The sequence below is a fragment of the Streptomyces sp. NBC_00376 genome (genome assembly GCF_036077095.1).
Taxonomy (GTDB): Bacteria; Actinomycetota; Actinomycetes; order Streptomycetales; family Streptomycetaceae; genus Streptomyces.
In genome coordinates this window covers 3408760-3427524 of record NZ_CP107960.1, presented here as the reverse complement: position 1 = coordinate 3427524, position 18765 = coordinate 3408760, and the positions used below count along the sequence as shown (strand labels likewise).

Below are 18765 nucleotides of genomic sequence, written 5' to 3'. Positions count from 1 at the left end.
GGGCCGACCGGTGAACCTCGCCTTCGTCGAGAGCCCGGTCCAGCTCCTGAACGTCCTGGAGTGGGCCTACGCAGAGGGAGGCGGCGACCGGGTCCTCACGGACATCACGGTCGTCGTCCTCCCCCCGGTCGACCCGATGTCGCGCGGTCAGCTGCGCCGGATGGCGGAGCTGGCCCGCGACGAGGGCATCAACGTCCGCTGGCAGGAGGCGCGCGGCGGCGCGGGCGCGCCCCTCAAGAGCCTGCGCGACCTGTCCGGACTCGTCCGCAGGGCGCAGCACATCGTCATCGGCGACCCGTTCTCCCGGTACGTACAACTCCTGCTCACCATGGTGCGGGCCCGCCGCCTCACCGTGGTCGACGACGGCACGGCCACCATGGAGTTCGTCGCCCAACTGGCGCGCGGCGAACGCCTGGTGCGCTGGCACCGCAAGGGCAGCTCGGGCCCCCGCGAACTGGTCCTGGCCCCGGTCACGGCCCGCGCCCGCAGCCGTTTCACCCCGTCCGCCACCCGCACGGTCGAGGTCTTCACGGCCATGCCGGTCGAGGCTCCGCCCGGCGTGAGCGTCACCTCCAACACCTTCGCCTGGACCCGCGCCCGCTTCGGCCCGCCGCTGCTCACCAAGGGCGCCGACCTGGTCGGCACCTCGCTGGTCGAGACGGGCGTGGTCGACCGGGACCAGTACCTGGAGGCCGTCGCGGCCCTGTCCCGCACCCACGGCGCGACCCGCTACTTCGCCCACCGCCGCGAGTCCACCGAGAAGCTCCACGCCCTGGAGGCCGCCACCGGCCTGGAGATCGTCCGCCCCGACCTCCCCCTGGAACTCATCGCCCGCCGCGGCCCCATCGGCCGCACGGTCCTCAGCTTCCCCTCCACGGTCGTCCACACCCTCCCCCTGGCCCTGGCCGGCACCGAGGTGAAGGTCGCGGTCTGCGACATCGCCCCGGAATGGCTCCGCGACACCGCGTCCCCACGCGCCCAGGGCTTCCTGAGCGGCGTCACGGAAACCGCCCGCGACGTCCAGCGCCTGGCGCCCTGGCGGGCGACGGCGGTGACGGAGGCGTAGGAAGCATCGGGCGGGCACCTCTCGGCCCCGCCCGCCGAACGCCCGGGGCAACGAAGGGCGCAGATCCGTCAGACGGGCATGACCTGCACGTCGTAGGAGGGCATCCACTTGTCGCGGGTCAGGATCGTCATTCCCTCGGTCTGGGCCTGTGCGATCAGTGGCCGGTCGAACGGATCGTGGTGATGTGCGGGCAGTCCGCCCGCCCGCACGCCGTGTCCCGTGGTGATCGGAAGCGGGGTGAACTGGCTGTCCCGTCCCGTTCGGCCAGGTCCTCGGGACCTTCGGGCTTTCCCAGGGACTGCTTGATCGCGATCTCCCACGGGGTGACCGCACCGACGAGGACCGAGGGCTCCGTGTCCAGCAGGTGCTTGATGTCGGTGAGCTCGGCGGAGTCGTCGAGCCGCCACAGGACGACATGTGGTTACTCCGTGATCCCGGGGCATGCGCCGACGGCGGCCGGCTCCTGCCTGCCGGGGAATGGCGGTCGATGCCGATGCCGATGCCGGTAGGCAGGCCTGCGGTGCGTCATGGATCACCCTGACCCGTAAGTGGCGTACCCCCAGGGTTTGTTGGGGGAAGGTCCCGATGGCGGTCAGGGTCGGCCGGGCGCGAGCATCAACGCATGACAACGATGAGGACGGCGACGGAGCGGCATGGTGGGGCGGCCGGTACGCAGGGCACGGCCGGGGTGACGGCCGCAACGGCCCTTCTTGCGGGGCCCGCCCTGATGGCGGGGTACGGGGTGGTGCGGCTGGCCGGGCGATCCGTCGGCGACTACGGGCCCGGGGTGTGGTGGACGGTGGCACATCTGTTGTTCCTGGCCGGGGTGCTCGCCTTCGTGCCGGTCTTCCTGGGGCTGCGGGGGCCGGCCGGGGAGCGCGGGGGCGGGCGGGTCGCCTGTGAGGTGGCCGCCTGGACCGGGCTGCTCGGTGCGGCGGCGGTGGTGGTGCAGGCGGTGATCGACCTGGGGGTCGGCTTCGTCGCGGCGGACAAAGAGGCCATGAGCGAGATGTTCGACCGGGTGCAGGGCGTGCCCGGTGTGATGCCGTTGGTCTACACCGTGGTGCCGATGCTGTTCTGGCTCGGGCTGCTGGCCCTCGTCACCCTGCTCGCCTTCCTCCGCCGTGAGCTGGTCCGGGCATGGGCGCCTGTGCTGGTGCTGGCGGGGACGGTGGTGATGGCCGTGAGTCTGGATCTGCTGCCGGTCGGGGCCCTGTTCCTCGGGGTGGCGCTGACGCCGGTGCGCCGGGGGCTGTCCGGCTGATGGAGGCCGGTGGTCCGTCGCGGCCGCCGATCATGGCGCAAAAGGGGGCGAGTGTACCCACCCGGCCGTCACCTCACACGCCACGACGCAGTCATTTATTCGTCTATGTGGCTGAACTTTTCTTGTTTCATGGTCAGTTGAAGGGGGAAGGGCCTTACCCTTCACCAGGTGAACCAGTTGATGTCCCGCGATTCCGATGCCCAGCCGCCCGGCGACGAGGCGCTGCCCGGCACCCTGCCCGAGGACCTGCGTGCCGAGCTGATCGCCTTCCGGCGCGACCTGCACATGCACCCCGAGCTGGGCAACCAGGAGTTCCGTACCACCGCGGCCATCCAGGCCCGGCTGGAGAAGGCGGGACTGGAACCCCGGGTGCTCGACACGGGGACGGGGCTCATCTGCGACGTGGGCACGCGGGACGGCTCCACCGCGCCGATGCTCGCCCTGCGCGCGGACATCGACGCACTGCCCATCCCGGACACCAAGACCGGCGTCCCGTACCGCTCCACCGTCCCCGACCGGGCGCACGCCTGCGGGCACGACATCCACACCACCTCGGTCCTCGGCGCCGGGCTGGTGCTCGCCGAGCTCGACCGGCGGGGGCTGCTCCCGAACCCCGTACGGCTGATCTTCCAGCCGGCCGAGGAGGTACTGCCCGGCGGGGCGCCCGACACGATCCTGTCCGGGGCGATGGAGGGCGTCGGGCGGATCATCGGGGTGCACTGCGACCCGAAGGTGGACGTGGGGCGGATCGGGCTCCGGGTCGGGGCGATCACCTCGGCCTGCGACCGGCTGGAGGTGTCGCTCGACGGTCCGGGCGGCCACACCGCCCGCCCGCACCTGACCACCGACCTGGTCACCGCCGCCGCCAAGGTCGCCACCGAGGTGCCCGCGCTGCTGGCCCGCCGGGTCGACGCGCGGGCCGGGCTCGCCGTCACCTGGGGGCGGCTGGAGTCCGGTCACGCCTGCAACGTGATCCCGCAGCACGCCGAACTGTCGGGCACCGTCCGCTGCCTGGAGCTGGCCGCCTGGCGGGAGGCCCCCGACCTGGTGCACGCCGCCATCGACGAGGTGGCCGGGATGCACGGCGCCAAGACGGTGATCGACTACGTCCGGGGCGTCCCGCCCGTCGTGAACGACGCCGCCGTGATCGATCTGCTCGCCACGGCGATGACCGCGCGCCGTGGATCGTATGCGATCGAGGACACCGAACAGAGCCTGGGCGGCGAGGACTTCTCCTGGTACCTGGAACACGTCCCCGGCGCCATGGCCCGGCTCGGGGTCCGCACGCCCGGCGACACTGCCCGGCTCGACCTGCATCGGGGTGATTTCGACGCCGATGAGGAGGCGATCACGGTCGCCGTGGAGCTGTTCACTGCCTCCGCGTTGCTCGACCGCAACCATCCGTAACCGGAGACGTCACCACTGGTTCGCGACGATCCGATAACGGCTTCCGTACAGGGCTTTATCTGACATCTACGCGCGTTACGATCGCGGCGAAACCAGCGCCGGAAGAGGCGCTTCGGTCAGGTTTGAAGGAGCCTTCCCTTGCGCCGGGTATCCAAGATCACCGCTGCGTGTACCGTCACTGCGGCCCTCGCGTTCACCGCCACCGCGTGCGGTGAGTCGTCCACCGAGAGCTCCGGCTCCGACAAGGGCAAGATGAAGATCGGCATGGCCTACGACGTGGGCGGCCGTGGTGACAACTCGTTCAACGACTCCGCCGCGCGTGGCCTGGACAAGGCCAAGTCCGAGTTCGGTGCCGAGACCAAGGAGCTCACCGCCAAGACCGGTGAGACCCCCGCCGACCGTGAGCAGCGCCTGGAGTCGCTCGCCGAGGGCGGCTACAACCCGGTCGTCGCGGTCGGCTTCGCGTACAAGGACGCGGTCGACAAGATCGCCGCCAAGTACCCGAAGGTGAACTTCGGCCTGGTCGACTCGGTCGCCAGCGCGAAGAACGTCGACAGCATCGTCTTCACCGAGGAGCAGGGCTCCTACCTCGCCGGTGTCGCCGCCGCGCTGAAGTCGAAGGACGGCCAGGTCGGCTTCATCGGCGGTGTGGACCTTCCGCTGATCAAGAAGTTCGCCGCGGGCTTCCAGCAGGGCGTCATGGAGACGAACCCGAAGGCCAAGGTGCAGATCCAGTACCTGTCCACCGGTTCGGACCTGTCCGGCTTCGGCAGCCCCGACAAGGGCTCGTACGCCGCCAAGGGCATGCTCGACAAGGGTGCCGACGTCATCTTCGCCGCCGCGGGCGGCTCGGGTGCCGGTTCGATCGAGGCCGTCGCGGGCAAGAAGGGCGCCTGGTCCATCGGCGTCGACTCCGACCAGGCCCTCGACCCGTCGCTGTCGAAGTACAAGGACACGATCATGACCTCGGTCGTGAAGAACGTCGACGGCGGTGTCTACGACCTGGTCAAGTCCGTCAAGGACGGCAAGCCGCTGACCGGCACGCAGACGTACACCCTGGCCAAGGACGGCGTCAGCCTGACCACCACGGGTGACCACATCAAGGACATCCAGGCCAAGCTCGACGAGGCGAAGAAGAAGATCGCCGACGGCACCATCAAGGTCAAGACCACGACCTGATCCACCGTCGATCGGGGCCCGGGTGAGCCGCTTCGGCTCACTCGGGCCCCGATTTCACGTACCGGCCCGGCCGACTTGCCGTAGCCGTACGCACACGGTCCGCCACCTGTCATCAGGTGGCCAACGATTCGGTGGCGCTACGCGCGTAGCGTCCGCCCGGCGCGATACCTTTCACGCTCCCACCGCCTCCGCCCTCCGCTCCTGCCAAGGAGAGTGCGCCATCAACGCGTCCAGCAGTCCCCATGCCGTGGAGCTCCGCGGCATCACCAAGCGGTTCCCCGGGGTCGTGGCCAACCACGACATCGACATCACCGTGCGCCGCGGCACCGTCCACGCCCTCGTCGGCGAGAACGGTGCCGGCAAGTCCACTCTGATGAAGATCCTTTACGGCATGCAGAAGCCGGACGAGGGCACCATCGCGGTGGACGGCGAGCAGGTCTCGTTCCACAACCCCGGTGATGCCATCGCGCGCGGCATCGGCATGGTGCACCAGCACTTCATGCTCGCCGACTACCTCACCGTCCTGGAGAACGTCGTCCTCGGCTCGGAGAAGCTGTACGGGATCGGCGACCGGGCCCGCGCGAAGATCAAGGAGATCTCCGACTCGTACGGTCTCGGGGTCCGCCCGGACGCCATGGTCGAGGACCTCGGGGTCGCCGACCGGCAGCGCGTGGAGATCCTCAAGGTCCTCTACCGCGGCGCCCGCACCCTGATCCTCGACGAGCCCACCGCCGTCCTGGTGCCGCAGGAGGTCGACGCGCTCTTCGACAACCTGCGCGAGCTCAAGGCCGAGGGTCTGACCGTCATCTTCATCTCGCACAAGCTGGGCGAGGTCCTCTCGGTCGCCGACGAGATCACCGTCATCCGGCGCGGTACGACGGTGGGCACCGCCGATCCGAAGAGCACCACGACCAAGCAGCTCGCCGAGCTCATGGTCGGCAGCGAACTCCCCTCGCCCGAGACCCGCGAGTCGACCGTCACCGACGTGCCGATGCTGACCGTCGACGGGCTGCGGCTGAGCGCCACCGACCCGGACGGCGTGGTGCGTTCGGTCCTCGACGGGATCGGCTTCACCATCCACAAGGGCGAGGTCCTCGGGATCGCGGGCGTCGAGGGCAACGGCCAGTCCGAACTCGTCGACGCCATCATGGGCATGCGCCAGCTCGACGCCGGAGTGCTCACCCTCGACGGCGCCGACATCTCCCGCACGCCGACCCGCAAGCGCCGCGAGGACGGCATGGGCGTCATCCCCGAGGACCGCCACCGGCACGGACTGCTGCTGGAGGCCCCCCTCTGGGAGAACCGCATCCTCGGTCACGTCACCGAACGCCCCAACAGCAAGGGCGCGTTCCTCGACCTCAAGGGCGCCCGCGCCGACACCGAGCGGATCGTGCGCGAGTACGACGTGCGCACCCCCGGCATCGACGTCACCGCCGCCTCGCTCTCCGGCGGCAACCAGCAGAAGCTGATCGTCGGCCGCGAGATGAGCCACGCCCCCAAGCTCCTGATCGCCGCGCACCCGACCCGGGGTGTGGACGTCGGCGCGCAGGCGCAGATCTGGGACCAGATCCGCGAGGCGCGCCGCGAAGGTCTCGCGGTGTTGCTGATCTCCGCCGACCTGGACGAGCTGATCGGCCTCTCCGACACTCTGCGCGTCATGTACCGCGGCCGGCTGGTGGCGGACGCCGACCCGGCGACCATCACCCCGGAGGAGCTCGGCTCGGCGATGACGGGCGCGGCCACCGGCCACCTGGAAGCCCCGGACGAGTCACCGGCACCCGAGGACACGGCCGCCGACGGCGCGGACAGCGCCGACAGTACTGACAGCTCCGACGGCGCCGACAGCACCGACACCGACCCCCGGGACGGGGGAGAGGACCGATGAAGAAGATCGACAAGGAGCGGCTGCTCCTGGGGATCGCGGCCCCCGTACTCGCGATCGTGGTCGCCTTCCTGGTGACCGCACTCGTGCTGGCCGCCACCGGCAAGGAGCCGTTCAGCGCCTTCGGCATCATGTTCGACTACGGGATGAAGTCGGACAGCCAGGTCTACATCCTCAACAAGGCGACGACGTACTACCTCGCGGGTCTCGCGGTGGCCGTCGGCTTCCGGATGAACCTCTTCAACATCGGCGTCGACGGCCAGTACCGCCTGGCCGCCTTTTTCGCCGCCGCGGTCGGCGGCGCGCTGACCCTGCCCGGCGCCCTGCAGATCCCGCTGATCATCCTCACGGCGATGATCGTCGGCGCGATGTGGGCCGGCATCGCCGGTGTCCTCAAGGTCACCCGGGGCGTCAGCGAGGTCGTTTCGACGATCATGCTGAACGCCATCGCGACCGCGATCATCGGCTATCTCCTCCAGCAGGGCCGCCTCGGCCACCTCGACGAGGCCGGCACGAAGATCTCCACCAAGCCGATCCCGGAGTCCTCGCACTTCTTCGAGTTCCCGACCACCCCGTCGCCCGTCTGGGGCTTCATCGTGGTCGCGGTCGTCGCGGGCGTCGCCTACTGGTTCACGCTCTCGCGCACCCGCTTCGGCTTCGACCTGCGCACCGTCGGCCAGTCCGGCTCCGCGGCCGAGGCCAGCGGTGTCGACGTCAAGAAGATGGTCATCACCTCGATGCTGATCTCCGGCGCCGTCGCCGGTCTGATCGGCATGCCGACCCTCCTCAACGACAGCTTCGAGTACAGCGGCGACTTCCCGGTCGGCATCGGCTTCACCGGTATCGCCATCGCCCTCCTCGGCCGCAACCACCCCATCGGCATCGCGCTCGGCGCGCTGCTCTGGGGCTTCCTGGAGCGCGGCACCGGCAAGCTCGAATTCGAGGGCTACGACAAGGAGATCGTCGGCGTGATCCAGGGCGTCATCGTCCTGTGCGTCGTCATCGCCTACGAAGTCGTCCGCCGCTACGGACTCAAGCGCCAGCAGAGCAAGGTCGGCGCGGAACTCGCCGCACAGGCCGCCGCCCGTAACAACGACCAGCAGGAGGTGTCGGCGTGAGCGCCACGGCGACTTCCACCCCGCCCCCCGCGGCCCCCAAGGTCGCCGGCGGCAAGGGCGGCCGCACCCGCCTCTCCTTCCCCGTCGTCCTGCTGATCATCGCGGGCGTGCTGCTCGCGCTGTCCGCCGTGCGCGCCATCACCGGCGCCGAGGACGTCACCTCCGCCGGCCAGATCAGCGCGGCGCTCGCCATGGCCGTACCGATCGGCCTCGCCGGTCTCGGCGGCCTCTGGGCCGAGCGGGCCGGCGTGGTCAACATCGGCCTCGAAGGCATGATGATCCTGGGCACCTTCTTCGGCGCCTGGGCCGGCTGGCAGACCAACCCGTGGCTCGGCGTACTGGCCGGGGTCGTCGGCGGCATGCTCGGCGGACTGCTGCACGCGGTCGCGACTGTCACCTTCGGCGTCGACCACATCATCTCCGGTATCGCCATCAACATCCTGGCGCTCGGCTTCACCACCTACTTCGCCAAGCTCTGGTTCAACTCGGGCGAGGCGGCGGCCAAGGGCGGCAGCCCGAAGCAGTCCCCACCGGCCGACGAGATCACCTCGGTGACGATCCCGGGCCTCTCCGACTGGCTGCACTCCATCGAGAAGCACCACTGGTTCTTCGTCTCCGACCTGGCCGGCGTCATCGGCGGCCTGGTCACCAACGTTTCGCTGCTGACGATCCTGGCCATCATCCTGTTCGTGCTCACGTTCTTCGTGCTCTGGAAGACCTCGTTCGGGCTGCGGCTGCGCTCCTGCGGCGAGAACCCGGTCGCCGCCGAGTCGCTCGGCGTGAACGTCTACACGTACAAGTACATCGCGGTGATCATCTCCGGCGGCATGGCCGGCCTCGGCGGTGCCTTCCTCTCGCTGGTCACCTCGCACATCTACAACGAGGGCCAGACCGGCGGCCGCGGCTACATCGGTCTCGCCGCGATGATCTTCGGCAACTGGCGGCCCGGCGGGCTCGCCATGGGCGCCGGGCTGTTCGGCTTCGCCGACGCGCTCCAGCTGCGCAACGGCGGCGAGTCCGTCCACGCGCTGCTCCTGCTGCTCGTCGTCGTGCTGGCCGCGCTCGCCGCCTGGAAGCTCTACCGCAAGAGCTTCGTCCAGGGCGTGGTCAGCGCGGTCATCGCCGCCGCGGTGCTGGTCTGGTACCTCGGTACGGACACCGTGCCCACCGAGTTCGTGAGCGCCACCCCGTACATCGTCACGCTGCTCGTCCTCTCGCTCTCCGCCCAGCGGCTGCGGATGCCGAAGGCGGACGGCATGCGCTACCGCAAGGGCCAGGGCAAGTGACGGCCGCCGCGGAGGTCGACTGGGCGGCGCTGCGGAGCGCCGCACGGTCCGTGATGACCCGCGCGTACGTCCCGTACTCGCACTACCCGGTCGGCGCCGCGGCGCGCGTGGACGACGGCCGTACGGTCTCCGGCTGCAACGTCGAGAACGCCTCGTACGGCATCGGGCTGTGCGCCGAGTGCGGACTGGTCTCCCAGCTGCACGCCACCGGCGGCGGCCGGCTGACCCACTTCACCTGTGTGGACGGGGCGGGCGAGATCCTGGTGCCGTGCGGCAGGTGCAGGCAGCTGCTGTACGAGTTCGGCGGCCCCGAGCTCGTCCTGGAGACGCCGGACGGGCTGCGCACGCTCGACGAGATGCTGCCGCAGGCGTTCGGCCCGGACCATCTGAAGTAGAACTCCGGTGGCCCTCCCGCACGTCGGGAGGGCCACCCCCGTTTCCACCCTCTATGCGCGTAGAGTTACTCAGGACTCCTGCGTACGCACCGGCCGGAAGGAATTCCAGGACATGGACGCCATCTCCGTCATCCGCACCAAGCGGGACCGAGGCGAGCTGACCCCCGAGCAGATCGACTGGGTCATCGACGCGTACACCCGCGGCGAGGTCGCCGACGAGCAGATGTCCGCGCTGGCCATGGCGATCCTGCTGAACGGGATGAACCGCACGGAGATCGCCCGCTGGACCGCCGCCATGATCGCCTCCGGCGAGCGCATGGACTTCGCGTCGCTCTCCCGCCCCACCACCGACAAGCACTCCACCGGAGGCGTCGGCGACAAGATCACCCTGCCGCTCGCCCCGCTGGTCGCCGCCTGCGGCGCCGCCGTGCCGCAGCTCAGCGGCCGGGGCCTCGGCCACACCGGCGGCACGCTCGACAAGCTGGAGTCCATCCCCGGCTGGCGCGCCCACCTCTCCAACGAGGAGATGCTGAACGTCCTCGACACCACCGGCGCGGTGATCTGCGCCGCCGGTGACGGGCTCGCCCCCGCCGACAAGAAGCTGTACGCGCTCCGCGATGTCACCGGCACCGTCGAGGCCATCCCGCTGATCGCCAGCTCCATCATGTCCAAGAAGATCGCCGAGGGCACCGGCGCGCTCGTCCTGGACGTCAAGGTCGGCTCCGGCGCCTTCATGAAGACCATCGAGGACGCCCGCGAACTGGCCTCCACCATGGTCGCCCTGGGCACCGACAGCGGAGTGCGCACGGTCGCCCTGCTCACCGACATGGCCACCCCGCTGGGCCTGACCGCGGGCAACGCCCTGGAGGTCCGCGAATCGGTCGAGGTGCTGGCCGGCGGCGGCCCCAAGGACGTCGTCGACCTCACCCTCGCCCTGGCCCGCGAAATGCTGGACGCGGCCGGGCTCAAGGACGCCGACCCGGAGAAGGCCCTCGCCGACGGCTCCGCGATGGACGTCTGGCGCCGGATGATCTCCGCCCAGGGCGGCGACCCCGACGCCACGCTCCCGGTCGCCCGCGAGCAGCACGTCGTCACGGCCCCCTCCACCGGCGTACTGACCCGCCTGGACGCCTACGACATCGGCGTCGCCGCCTGGCGCCTCGGCGCGGGCCGGGCCCGCAAGGAGGACCCGGTCCAGGCCGGCGCGGGCGTCGAACTGCACGCCAAGCCGGGCGACACGGTGACGGCAGGCCAGCCCCTGCTGACGCTGCACACCGACACCCCCGAGAAGTTCGACTACGCCCTGAAGGCCCTGCCCGACGCGTACGACATCGCCCCGTCCGGCACGACGTTCACCGCCACCCCGGTGGTGCGGGAACGTATCGCCTGACCTGCGGTTTCCTGATCTTCCCGGTCAGTTGACCGACTTCTCGGTGCCGGTCTCCCCGGAGAACGCGAGCGGCCCGCCGGGGCGGAGGAATCCGTCCCGGCGGGCCGCCGTCGTGCGGTCGGGGTGGGGCTACGCGCTCACTTGCCGAAGTAGGCGTTGTAGATCGACACCGACGACTTGTTGCCCTTCTTGTCCGTGACGTTCGCCCGGTAGGAGATGGACTTCCCCTTCGCCGGGTTCTTCACGGAGATCTTGCCCGCCTTGACCGTGGACTTCTTCCAGGTCTTGCCGGCGTCGTAACTGACATACACCGTCAGCGACTTGAGGTTCTTGCCGGCGGCCGCACCCTGCACCGTGACGGGCACGGAAGCGGTCCGGCCGGCCGTGACCCTGCTGTCCGCGGTGACGTTGGGCGTGAACCGCACCGTGGAGATGGGCAGCATGGCCGGGCCCGAGGTCCGCTTGGAGCGGAAGGTCCAGCTCGCGTCGATCCGGGTGGAGACCGGGGAGAGGGCGGCGCTGCGCCGCATCGAGGTCGTCAGCCGGTAGTCGGCGGCGGCGGACGACACGGTGAAGGGGGCCAGGCCCGTCAGCGGGTCGTCGTTCTGGGCGAGCTTCTTGCCGTTGCGGTACAGGACCGTCTTGGCCGAACTGTAGGCGGACCCGCCGAAGTTGCCGGCTCCGTCGGCCACCAGCGGCAGCATGCCGACGATGTAGTTGCCGTCGCGGAGGATGCCGTACTCGGAGTTGACCGCGGGGCCGAACACCGCGGTGTTGACCTTCTTCGTGTAGGACTTGCCCGCCTTGAAGCCCTGCGGGGCGCCGAGGGAGTAACTCGCCTCGGTCACCGGGTAGCCGTCCTCGTCGACTCCGCCGTCCTGGTCGAAGTCGAAGCTCCACTTCACCTTGTCGGCGGTGGAGACGTAGGAGGTGACCGTGCCGGGGATCTTGTGGAGGGACCAGGCCCCCCAGCCGCCGTCCGAGCCGGGCAGCGAGCCCGAGGCGGAGACCTCACCGCTCTTGCCCTTGGCGGGCGAGCCGAGGGAGAGGCCGACCTTGGCCAGTTGGCCGGTGGTGTACTTCCGCTCGAAACCGGTGGCCGCCCGGGTCACCGGACCGCCGGCCGCGATGTCGTACCGGGTCGAGGTCCCCTTGGTCCAGCTGCTGATCCAGTGCTGGGAGAGCGAACCGTCGGTCACGGCCGGGCCGAAGTGCGCGGTGCGGAAGTTCTTGTACGTGTCGAGGATCCAGCCGTAGGTGTAGCCGGTGTCCTCGGTCGAGAGCTGGAGGTCGGGCGCGGCCAGCAGGGACTCCGTCCCGGTGGCGGGCACGGTGATGTTCACCGGCTTCGCCTTGCGCGCGTCGAGCGTCACGGTGAGGTTCTTGGTGACGTCCAGCTTCGGCTGCGACAACCAGTCGGTGCCCTTGGAGTAGTCCTCCGGGTCGACGGTGACGGCACCGTTCAGCGTGTAACCGCCCCGGGGGACACGGACCTTGGCCATGCCGTCGGTGACCGTCGGCGAGAGCCACTGGCCGAGCGCCGTTCCCGAGAGGCCGAAGAGGTCGGCCTCGGCGAACTCGGCGGGCTTGCCGTCACGCCCGATCGTCCGGACCGTGAGGTCGTACGACTCGATCTCGCGCTCGACCGCGGCCGCGGTGCGGACGCTCTGGCCGCCGCCGGTCCCGACGACATACGCGGAGTAGGTGCCGTCGGCCGTACCGCCGAGCTTGGTGTTCACGGTCAGCGGCACGTCCGCGGTGCCGCCTGCGGGGACGGTCACCTTGTCGGCCCCGAGGCCGAAGAAGCCGGCCGGGACGGGCTTGCCCCCCGGGCCGGTGGCCGTGACCGCGAGGTCGAGGGTGACATCGGTCGTGCCGAGGTTGCGGTACGTCACCGTCTTTGTGACCGGGGTGTCGTCGGTGTGCGGCCACTGCTGCACCCCGAAGCTCAACGACACCGGGTCGGCGACGACGGTCTGGGCGATCGCCCGGTCGACCGCGATCCGGCCCGTGCCCTGCTCGAACGGCGAGTACGCGCCCGGCTTCGTCGAGGCGGTCAGCGCGCCCTTGAGCTCGGCGTACTTCCACTCCGGGTGCTGCTGCTTGAGGAGCGCCGCGGCGCCCGCGACATGCGGGGTCGCCATCGACGTACCGGAGATCGTCAGATAGCCGGGCGGGTTCTGCCCGACCTCCTGGTCGATGGCGGAGCCGGGTGCGGCCGCCGCCGTGATATCCACGCCGGGGGCGGTGACATCGGGCTTGATCGCCCCGTCGCCGACGCGCGGACCACGGCTGGAGAAGTCGGCCAGCTTGTCCTTGTCGTCGACCGCGCCGACGGTCAGCGCGGCGTCCGCGCTGCCCGGGGAGCCGACCGTACCGGCCGCGTCGCCCTCGTTGCCCGCCGCGATGGCGAACAGGACACCCTTGTCGGCCGACAGCTTGTTGACCGCCGCTTCCAGCGGGTCCACCTCGGGGGTGTCGCTGCCGCCGAGGCTCAGGTTGATGACATCGGCGCCCTGCGCGACCGCCCACTCCATGCCGGCCAGGATGCCGGAGTCGTCACCGAAGCCGTTGTCGTCGAGCACCTTGCCTTCCAGCAGCTTGGCGTCCGGGGCCACGCCCTTGAACTTGCCGCCCGATTTGGCGCCGGTGCCGGCCGCGATCGACGAGACATGGGTGCCGTGGCCGACCCGGTCCTTGGCGTCGGGCGAGGCGGTGAAGTTCTTCGTGTCGAGGATCTGGCCCGCGAGGTCGGGGTGGGTGGCGTCCACACCGGTGTCCAGGACGGCGATCTTGACGCCCTTGCCGGTGTAACCGGCCTTCCAGGCGGCCGGGGTGCCGATCTGCGGGACGCTCTTGTCGAGGCTCGCCCGGCGTACGCCGTTCAGCCAGACCCGGTCGATCCCCGCGGCGGTGGTGCGCTGGGCGCCGCGCGAGTCCTTGCTGGTGAGCGCCTGCCAGATGTCCTGGGCGTCGCGCTGCGGGGTGATCACCGACTGGGCGTTCAGCGTCTTCAGGGTCCGGTCGACCCGGGTGGAACCGGCCGCGCGGACCTCCGCCTTCGCGTCGGCGGCCTTCGCGCCCCGGTAGGAGACGATCAGCTTCAGGCCCGACTTCTGGGCCCGGCGGTTCTCCGCGCGGCTGAGCTCGGTGACGTCGAACAGCCTGCGGTCCAGCTTCCCGGAGCTGATCAGGCGGTGCGCGTCGGCGGGGACGAGCAGGGTGTGCCCGTCGACTATCTGCCGCTGCACGGGTATGTGCTCGCGCCCTTCGGCGGCCCGGAAACCCATGACCCGGCCCTTGGCGTCCACCGTGACGACGTCACCGGTGATCAGCGTCAGCCGGTTCTGGGCCGGGGGCCACTGGGTCCTGGCCCCGGTGCCGGACGGCTGGGCGGCGTCGGGCTGTGCGACGGCCGGGCTGGTCATCCCGGCCGCGAGTGCCACGGCGGCTGCCGCGGCGATGGTCGAAACACACGCGTTTCTCACGTGTTTGCGCAACTCTCCCCCTGGAGAATCGGGCGGCCCGCGAGAGGGCCGCTGGTCAGTCGGCGCGACGGGGACGCCGCACCGGCCGGTTCACGTACCTAGAGGGGGAATTGAACGGACGGGTTCACAGGAGGCCCACAAATAAATGGAGTTGACGGAAGATCACCGGTCGGAGGCCACCGGAGGACGCCGGAGGTGATCGGAGGCAGACGAGGGGCGATGCGGGCCACGCCTGGCCGCGCACGGCGTCCCGGGCCGCGGCGTCCGCCGGGAAACACGTATCCGGGCAGCGATGAGTTTCGGCCGCCGGGCCGGTCTCCCTGATGTGGAAGCCATGACCCCGATCGTTCTCGTCGTCACCGGCCGCGTCACCAGGGACGTGGTGCCGGGACTCTGCGCCGAGCTGGAGGCGCTGCTGTACGGCCCCGACGGCGCCGCCCGTGACCCGGGCGCCGGGGTGGACTGCGACGTGGGCGGGGTCGTACGTGCGGATCTGGCCCTGGTCGAGGCGATAGCCCGGCTGGGGCTCGTCGCACGCCGGGCGGGCGGCCGAAGGCTGCGGCTGCGCAATGTGCCGCCCGAGCTGCGGAGTCTGCTGGACCTGGTCGGGCTGGCCGATGTGGTGGACCTGGAGTGCGCGACGGGGCCGGGGGAGGGCGGGGGCTGAACGGTACGGGCCGCCCGCCCCGCCCCCGCCCGTTCAGTCCGTGATCCTGGCCGCGTCGCAGACCACCACCCGGAGCCGGGTGGTCGCGCCGTCGACTGGGGCAGTCGATGCCGTGAGGAGCGCGGCAGGGGTGGCGGTGGGCCGCGGCGACGAGACGCCGGCAAGGTCGTCGCAGACGGACTCGGGCTGCGGCCCCGGCTCACGGCCCGGCCCGGAGGGCCGGGCCGTACCGGGCTCGGGGCCGCCGGTGGCGGACGGCTCGCCCATCCACTGGGCCACCCCCCAGCCACCGGCTGCCAGTACCACCCAGCCGGCCACCAGCCCGTTCCGCATGCCGCGTCTCACGCCCGGCCTCACACCGCCGCGTCGTCGTCGAGATGGTCCGGCAGTCCGAAGAGCGGGAACCAGCGCGGCGTGTCCAGGAAGCAGTGCATCCCGGTGATGGCCCCGTCCGAGATGTCGATGACCTGCACCGCCCACGGCACGAACCCGGGCCCGTCCGGATTCGGCTTGTAGTGCGCGAACGCCGGGGTGCCGTTCGCCGACGTCGCCACCAGGCGGGAGCCGGCACAGCCCGCGCCGATGGAGAGCATAAAGCCGGTGATGTCGTCGTGCCCCTGGAGCCAGAGGTCGAACGGCGGCATGGTCATCACGGCGTCCTCATGGAGCAGCGCCGTCAGCGCCGCCATGTCGTAGCCCTCGAAGGCCGCCACGTACCGCTCAAGGAGCTTGCGCTGCTCCTCGTCGAGCGGATTCGCGGCATCGGCGGGCCTGCCCTCGTGTTCGGTGAGGGTGGCCCGTGCCCGCTGGAGGGCGCTGTTGACCGAGGCGACCGAGGTGTCGAGCAGCTCGGCGACCTCGCTCGCCTTCCAGGCCAGCACCTCGCGCAGGATCAGCACGGCACGCTGTTTGGGCGGCAGATGCTGGAGCGCGGCGACGAACGCGAGGCGCACCGACTCCCGCGCCACGGCGGCCTCCGCCGGGTCGGCCACCGTCGGCAGCATGCGCCCGTCCGGCATCGGCTCCAGCCAGGTGTTCTCCGGCAGGGGGTTGAGCGCCGCCTGGGCGAGCGGTGTCGGGCCCGTCAGATCGACCGGGCGGGCCCGCTTCTTGCCCGCGTTCAGCATGTCCAGGCAGACGTTGGTGGCGATGCGGTACAGCCAGGACCGCAGCGAGGAACGACCCTCGAACTTGTCGAAGTTGCGCCAGGCACGCACCAGCGTGTCCTGTACCGCGTCCTCCGCCTCGAAGGCCGAGCCGAGCATCCGGTAGCAGTAACCGGTCAGCTCGACCCGGTGTCCCTCCAGACGGCTGTCGACGTCCGTCGTCGTTGTCAGATCACTCATCTGCCCACCCCTGTTGCGCTGTGACACCGCTCACCCGGCACTCCGGAAGCTACCGCAGGCCACTGACAGCGGGGGTGTGAAGTACCGAAGCCGCCCTGTTCCGGGTCACGTTCCGGGCTTGCGTCCGTACACGTATACGTCGTCGCCGTTCTTCAGCAGTTTCCAGTACGACTTGGCGTCGGCGGTACGCATGTTGACGCAGCCGTGCGACCCCGGCGGGTTCCACATCTTCACGCCGACCGCGTGGAACGCCTGACCCCCGTCGAAGAACTGGGAGTACGGCATCGACACGTGGTAGATCGACGAGACGTGGTCGATGTGGCGCCAGTAGATCTTCTTCGACCCGGTGCGGGTCTCGTACCCGTTGCGTCCGGTCCGCACCGGCACGGGGCCGAACTTCAGCTTGCTGCCGTCCTGGATCCAGCTCAGCTGCCGGGTCAGGTCCACGCACGCGATGCGCCCCTTGTTGGTGGGGCACTTCTTGTCCTTGTTCGGATTCTTGCCGGCCGCCTTCTGCGCGGTGAGCGTCTTCATCGTGCGCCAGGTGACCGGACCCGCGTACCCGATGGTGGGGGTGACCCCGTAGGTGCTCTGGAACGACCTGATCGCCTTGCAGTCGGCCGCCGACTGCTTGCCGTCGACCGGCCGCTTCAGGTACTTCTCGACCTGCTTCTGGTACGGCCCGGTGGACGTCGTGCAGGACGCCGCCTGCGCCGACCCGCCGGTGGCCAGCACCAGTGCCGGTACCGCGGTCAGGCCCGCGGCCGACAGTGCGAGCCCGCGCCGCAGCCGGACTCCCCGTATGTTCCCCGCGACTCCCATGTACGCCAACTCCCCTTCGCGCGCCGTGAGGTGTTTCCGCCTTCTAGACGCGCGTCGGGGAGTCGATGGTTGTGCGCCGTATGTCTCAGTTCTGTACGGAGGCCATGCCCCGGTGCCGCACGGAGGTCACCGGCACCGTCCGGCGCCGCTCGGCGCGGGCTGCCCGCGTCCCGTACAGGGTGATCGAGACGACGCCGAGGACCGCGAGCAGTCCCAGCGAGACGGTCCCGGCCCAGCCCCCGGCGTGGAAGGCGACCGCGCCGAGCGTGCCGCCCGCGCTGGAGCCCAGGTAGTACGCGGACTGGTAGAGCGCCGACGCCTGGGCGCGGCCCTTCGTCGCGGTCCGGCTCACGGACGAGGAGGCGACCGCGTGCCCGGCGAAGAAGCCCGCCGTGATCAGGACCAGGCCGAGGAGCACGGCGGCCAGCTGGTCGGCGAGCGAGAGCAGCAGACCGGCGGCCGTGGTGGAGACGGCCAGGTACAGCGCGCCCCGGCGGCCGAGCCGGGCGACCAGCTGGCCGGCCGCGGCGGAGGAGACTGTACCGACGAGGTAGACCAGGAAGATCGAGCCGACGACGCCCTGCGGGAGGTTGAACGGCGCCTCCACCAGGCGGTAGCCGATCACCGTGTAGACCGCGCCGAACACCGTCATGAACAGCGCGCCGATCGCGTACAGCCGGCGCAGCAGCGGATCGGCGAGGTGCCCGCCGACGGTCTTCGCGAGGGCCTTCGGGTTCAGCGTCCCGGGGGTGAAGTTCCGGGCCCGGGGGATCATGAAGTGGAAGACCACCGCGCAGACCACGGCCAGCAGGCCGACCGCGCCGAGCGCCGCGCGCCAGCCCCACAGCTGGGCGATCCAGCCGGTGAGGATGCGGCCGCTCATGCCGCCGATGCTGTTGCCGGCCACGAACAGTCCGATCGCGGCGACCAGTGCCTTCGGCCGCACCTCCTCGGCCAGGTACGCCATCGCGGAGGCGGGCAGCCCGGCCAGTGCCGCGCCCTGGACGGCGCGCAGCGCGATCAGCCAGCCCAGCGAGGGGGCGAAGGGGACGAGCAGTCCGACCAGTACGGCGACCGTCAGCGAGGCGGTCATCATCTGCCGCCGTCCGAACCGCTCGGAGAGCGCGCTCATCGGCAGTACGCACAGTGCCAGTGCGCCGGTCGCCGCGGAGACCGTCCAGCTGGCCTGTCCGGCCGTGGCGCCGAAGGAGGCGGAGACGGCGGGCAGCAGGGCCTGCGTGGAGTAGAGGAGTGCGAAGGTCGCGACACCTGCGGCGAAGAGCGCGAAGCTCATCCGGCGGTAGCCGGGGCGGCCCGGTTCGAGACGGTCCGTCGCGGCGGAGTCGGTGGTGGCGACACGGGCGGCGACGGGGGACGGCTGGGGCGAGGCGGCCACGGTGAGGGTGGACGCCTCGGTACTGGCAGGAGGCATGTATCGAACGTAGGCCCCTCACC

At 70.6% G+C, this 18765-nt stretch carries 15 protein-coding genes and 1 pseudogene; 10 read left to right on the top strand and 6 right to left on the bottom strand.

Annotation, left to right across the window (positions count from 1 at the left end; translation table 11 throughout):
- Nucleotides 1–10 precede the first annotated feature (10 nt).
- Entirely contained in the window at nucleotides 11–1066 is a 1056-nt protein-coding gene (locus OG842_RS15220; RefSeq protein WP_266730195.1) for a hypothetical protein, read from the top strand.
- 68 nt (nucleotides 1067–1134) lie between these two features.
- Here OG842_RS15220 and OG842_RS15215 read toward each other — a convergent pair.
- A pseudogene (locus tag OG842_RS15215) lies at nucleotides 1135–1475 on the bottom strand (type II toxin-antitoxin system VapC family toxin).
- Nucleotides 1476–1688: 213 nt separating this feature from the next.
- On the opposite strand from OG842_RS15215, the gene OG842_RS15210 reads away from it, so the two are divergent.
- The 8 genes from OG842_RS15210 (at nucleotide 1689) to OG842_RS15175 (ending at nucleotide 10987) form a co-directional block, all read left to right on the top strand.
- On the top strand, nucleotides 1689–2330 hold the full coding sequence (locus tag OG842_RS15210) for a hypothetical protein (RefSeq protein ID WP_266730193.1): 642 nt from the start codon (nucleotides 1689–1691) through the stop codon (nucleotides 2328–2330).
- A gap of 180 nt (nucleotides 2331–2510) precedes the next feature.
- On the top strand, nucleotides 2511–3737 hold the full coding sequence (locus OG842_RS15205; protein ID WP_266733604.1) for an amidohydrolase: 1227 nt from the start codon (nucleotides 2511–2513) through the stop codon (nucleotides 3735–3737).
- A gap of 138 nt (nucleotides 3738–3875) precedes the next feature.
- Entirely contained in the window at nucleotides 3876–4916 is a 1041-nt protein-coding gene (locus OG842_RS15200; RefSeq protein ID WP_266730192.1) for a BMP family lipoprotein, read from the top strand.
- Between the two features lie 247 nt (nucleotides 4917–5163).
- Nucleotides 5164–6801 (top strand): ABC transporter ATP-binding protein, encoded by a 1638-nt coding sequence (locus tag OG842_RS15195; protein WP_266730190.1) that lies wholly within the window; start codon nucleotides 5164–5166, stop codon nucleotides 6799–6801.
- On the top strand, nucleotides 6798–7916 hold the full coding sequence (locus OG842_RS15190; protein ID WP_266730189.1) for an ABC transporter permease: 1119 nt from the start codon (nucleotides 6798–6800) through the stop codon (nucleotides 7914–7916). The genes OG842_RS15195 and OG842_RS15190 overlap by 4 nt, the downstream gene beginning before the upstream one ends.
- A complete protein-coding gene (locus tag OG842_RS15185; protein WP_266730187.1) occupies nucleotides 7913–9202 on the top strand; it encodes an ABC transporter permease in 1290 nt (429 codons plus the stop codon). The genes OG842_RS15190 and OG842_RS15185 overlap by 4 nt, the downstream gene beginning before the upstream one ends.
- Nucleotides 9199–9597, top strand: a complete 399-nt coding sequence (locus OG842_RS15180) for a cytidine deaminase (RefSeq protein ID WP_266415187.1) — start codon at nucleotides 9199–9201, stop codon at nucleotides 9595–9597. The genes OG842_RS15185 and OG842_RS15180 overlap by 4 nt, the downstream gene beginning before the upstream one ends.
- A 112-nt stretch (nucleotides 9598–9709) precedes the next feature.
- The gene (locus tag OG842_RS15175) at nucleotides 9710–10987 is read left to right on the top strand and encodes a thymidine phosphorylase (protein ID WP_266730186.1); all 1278 of its coding nucleotides are present in this window, start codon (nucleotides 9710–9712) and stop codon (nucleotides 10985–10987) included.
- 137 nt (nucleotides 10988–11124) lie between these two features.
- On the opposite strand, the gene OG842_RS15170 is transcribed toward OG842_RS15175, so the two are convergent.
- Entirely contained in the window at nucleotides 11125–14475 is a 3351-nt protein-coding gene (locus OG842_RS15170; protein WP_443063982.1) for a S8 family peptidase, read from the bottom strand.
- 292 nt (nucleotides 14476–14767) lie between these two features.
- Here OG842_RS15170 and OG842_RS15165 point away from each other — a divergent pair, with 292 nt between their 5' ends.
- Nucleotides 14768–15142, top strand: coding sequence for an STAS domain-containing protein (locus OG842_RS15165; RefSeq protein ID WP_266730185.1), 375 nt, complete (start codon nucleotides 14768–14770; stop codon nucleotides 15140–15142).
- A 33-nt stretch (nucleotides 15143–15175) separates the two neighbouring features.
- Here OG842_RS15165 and OG842_RS15160 read toward each other — a convergent pair whose 3' ends face one another.
- The 4 genes from OG842_RS15160 to OG842_RS15145 all read right to left on the bottom strand — a co-directional run bounded on the left by OG842_RS15160 (nucleotide 15176) and on the right by OG842_RS15145 (nucleotide 18742).
- Nucleotides 15176–15475, bottom strand: coding sequence for a hypothetical protein (locus OG842_RS15160; protein WP_266730184.1), 300 nt, complete (start codon nucleotides 15473–15475; stop codon nucleotides 15176–15178).
- 20 nt (nucleotides 15476–15495) lie between these two features.
- Nucleotides 15496–16515, bottom strand: coding sequence for a sigma-70 family RNA polymerase sigma factor (locus tag OG842_RS15155; RefSeq protein ID WP_323185745.1), 1020 nt, complete (start codon nucleotides 16513–16515; stop codon nucleotides 15496–15498).
- A 78-nt stretch (nucleotides 16516–16593) separates the two neighbouring features.
- The gene (locus OG842_RS15150) at nucleotides 16594–17310 is read right to left on the bottom strand and encodes a L,D-transpeptidase family protein (RefSeq protein WP_266730181.1); all 717 of its coding nucleotides are present in this window, start codon (nucleotides 17308–17310) and stop codon (nucleotides 16594–16596) included.
- Nucleotides 17311–17395: 85 nt separating this feature from the next.
- Nucleotides 17396–18742 carry an MFS transporter gene (locus OG842_RS15145; RefSeq protein ID WP_266730180.1) on the bottom strand — a complete coding sequence of 449 codons (1347 nt, stop codon included), beginning with the start codon at nucleotides 18740–18742 and terminating at the stop codon, nucleotides 17396–17398.
- Between the last annotated feature and the right edge of the window lie 23 nt (nucleotides 18743–18765).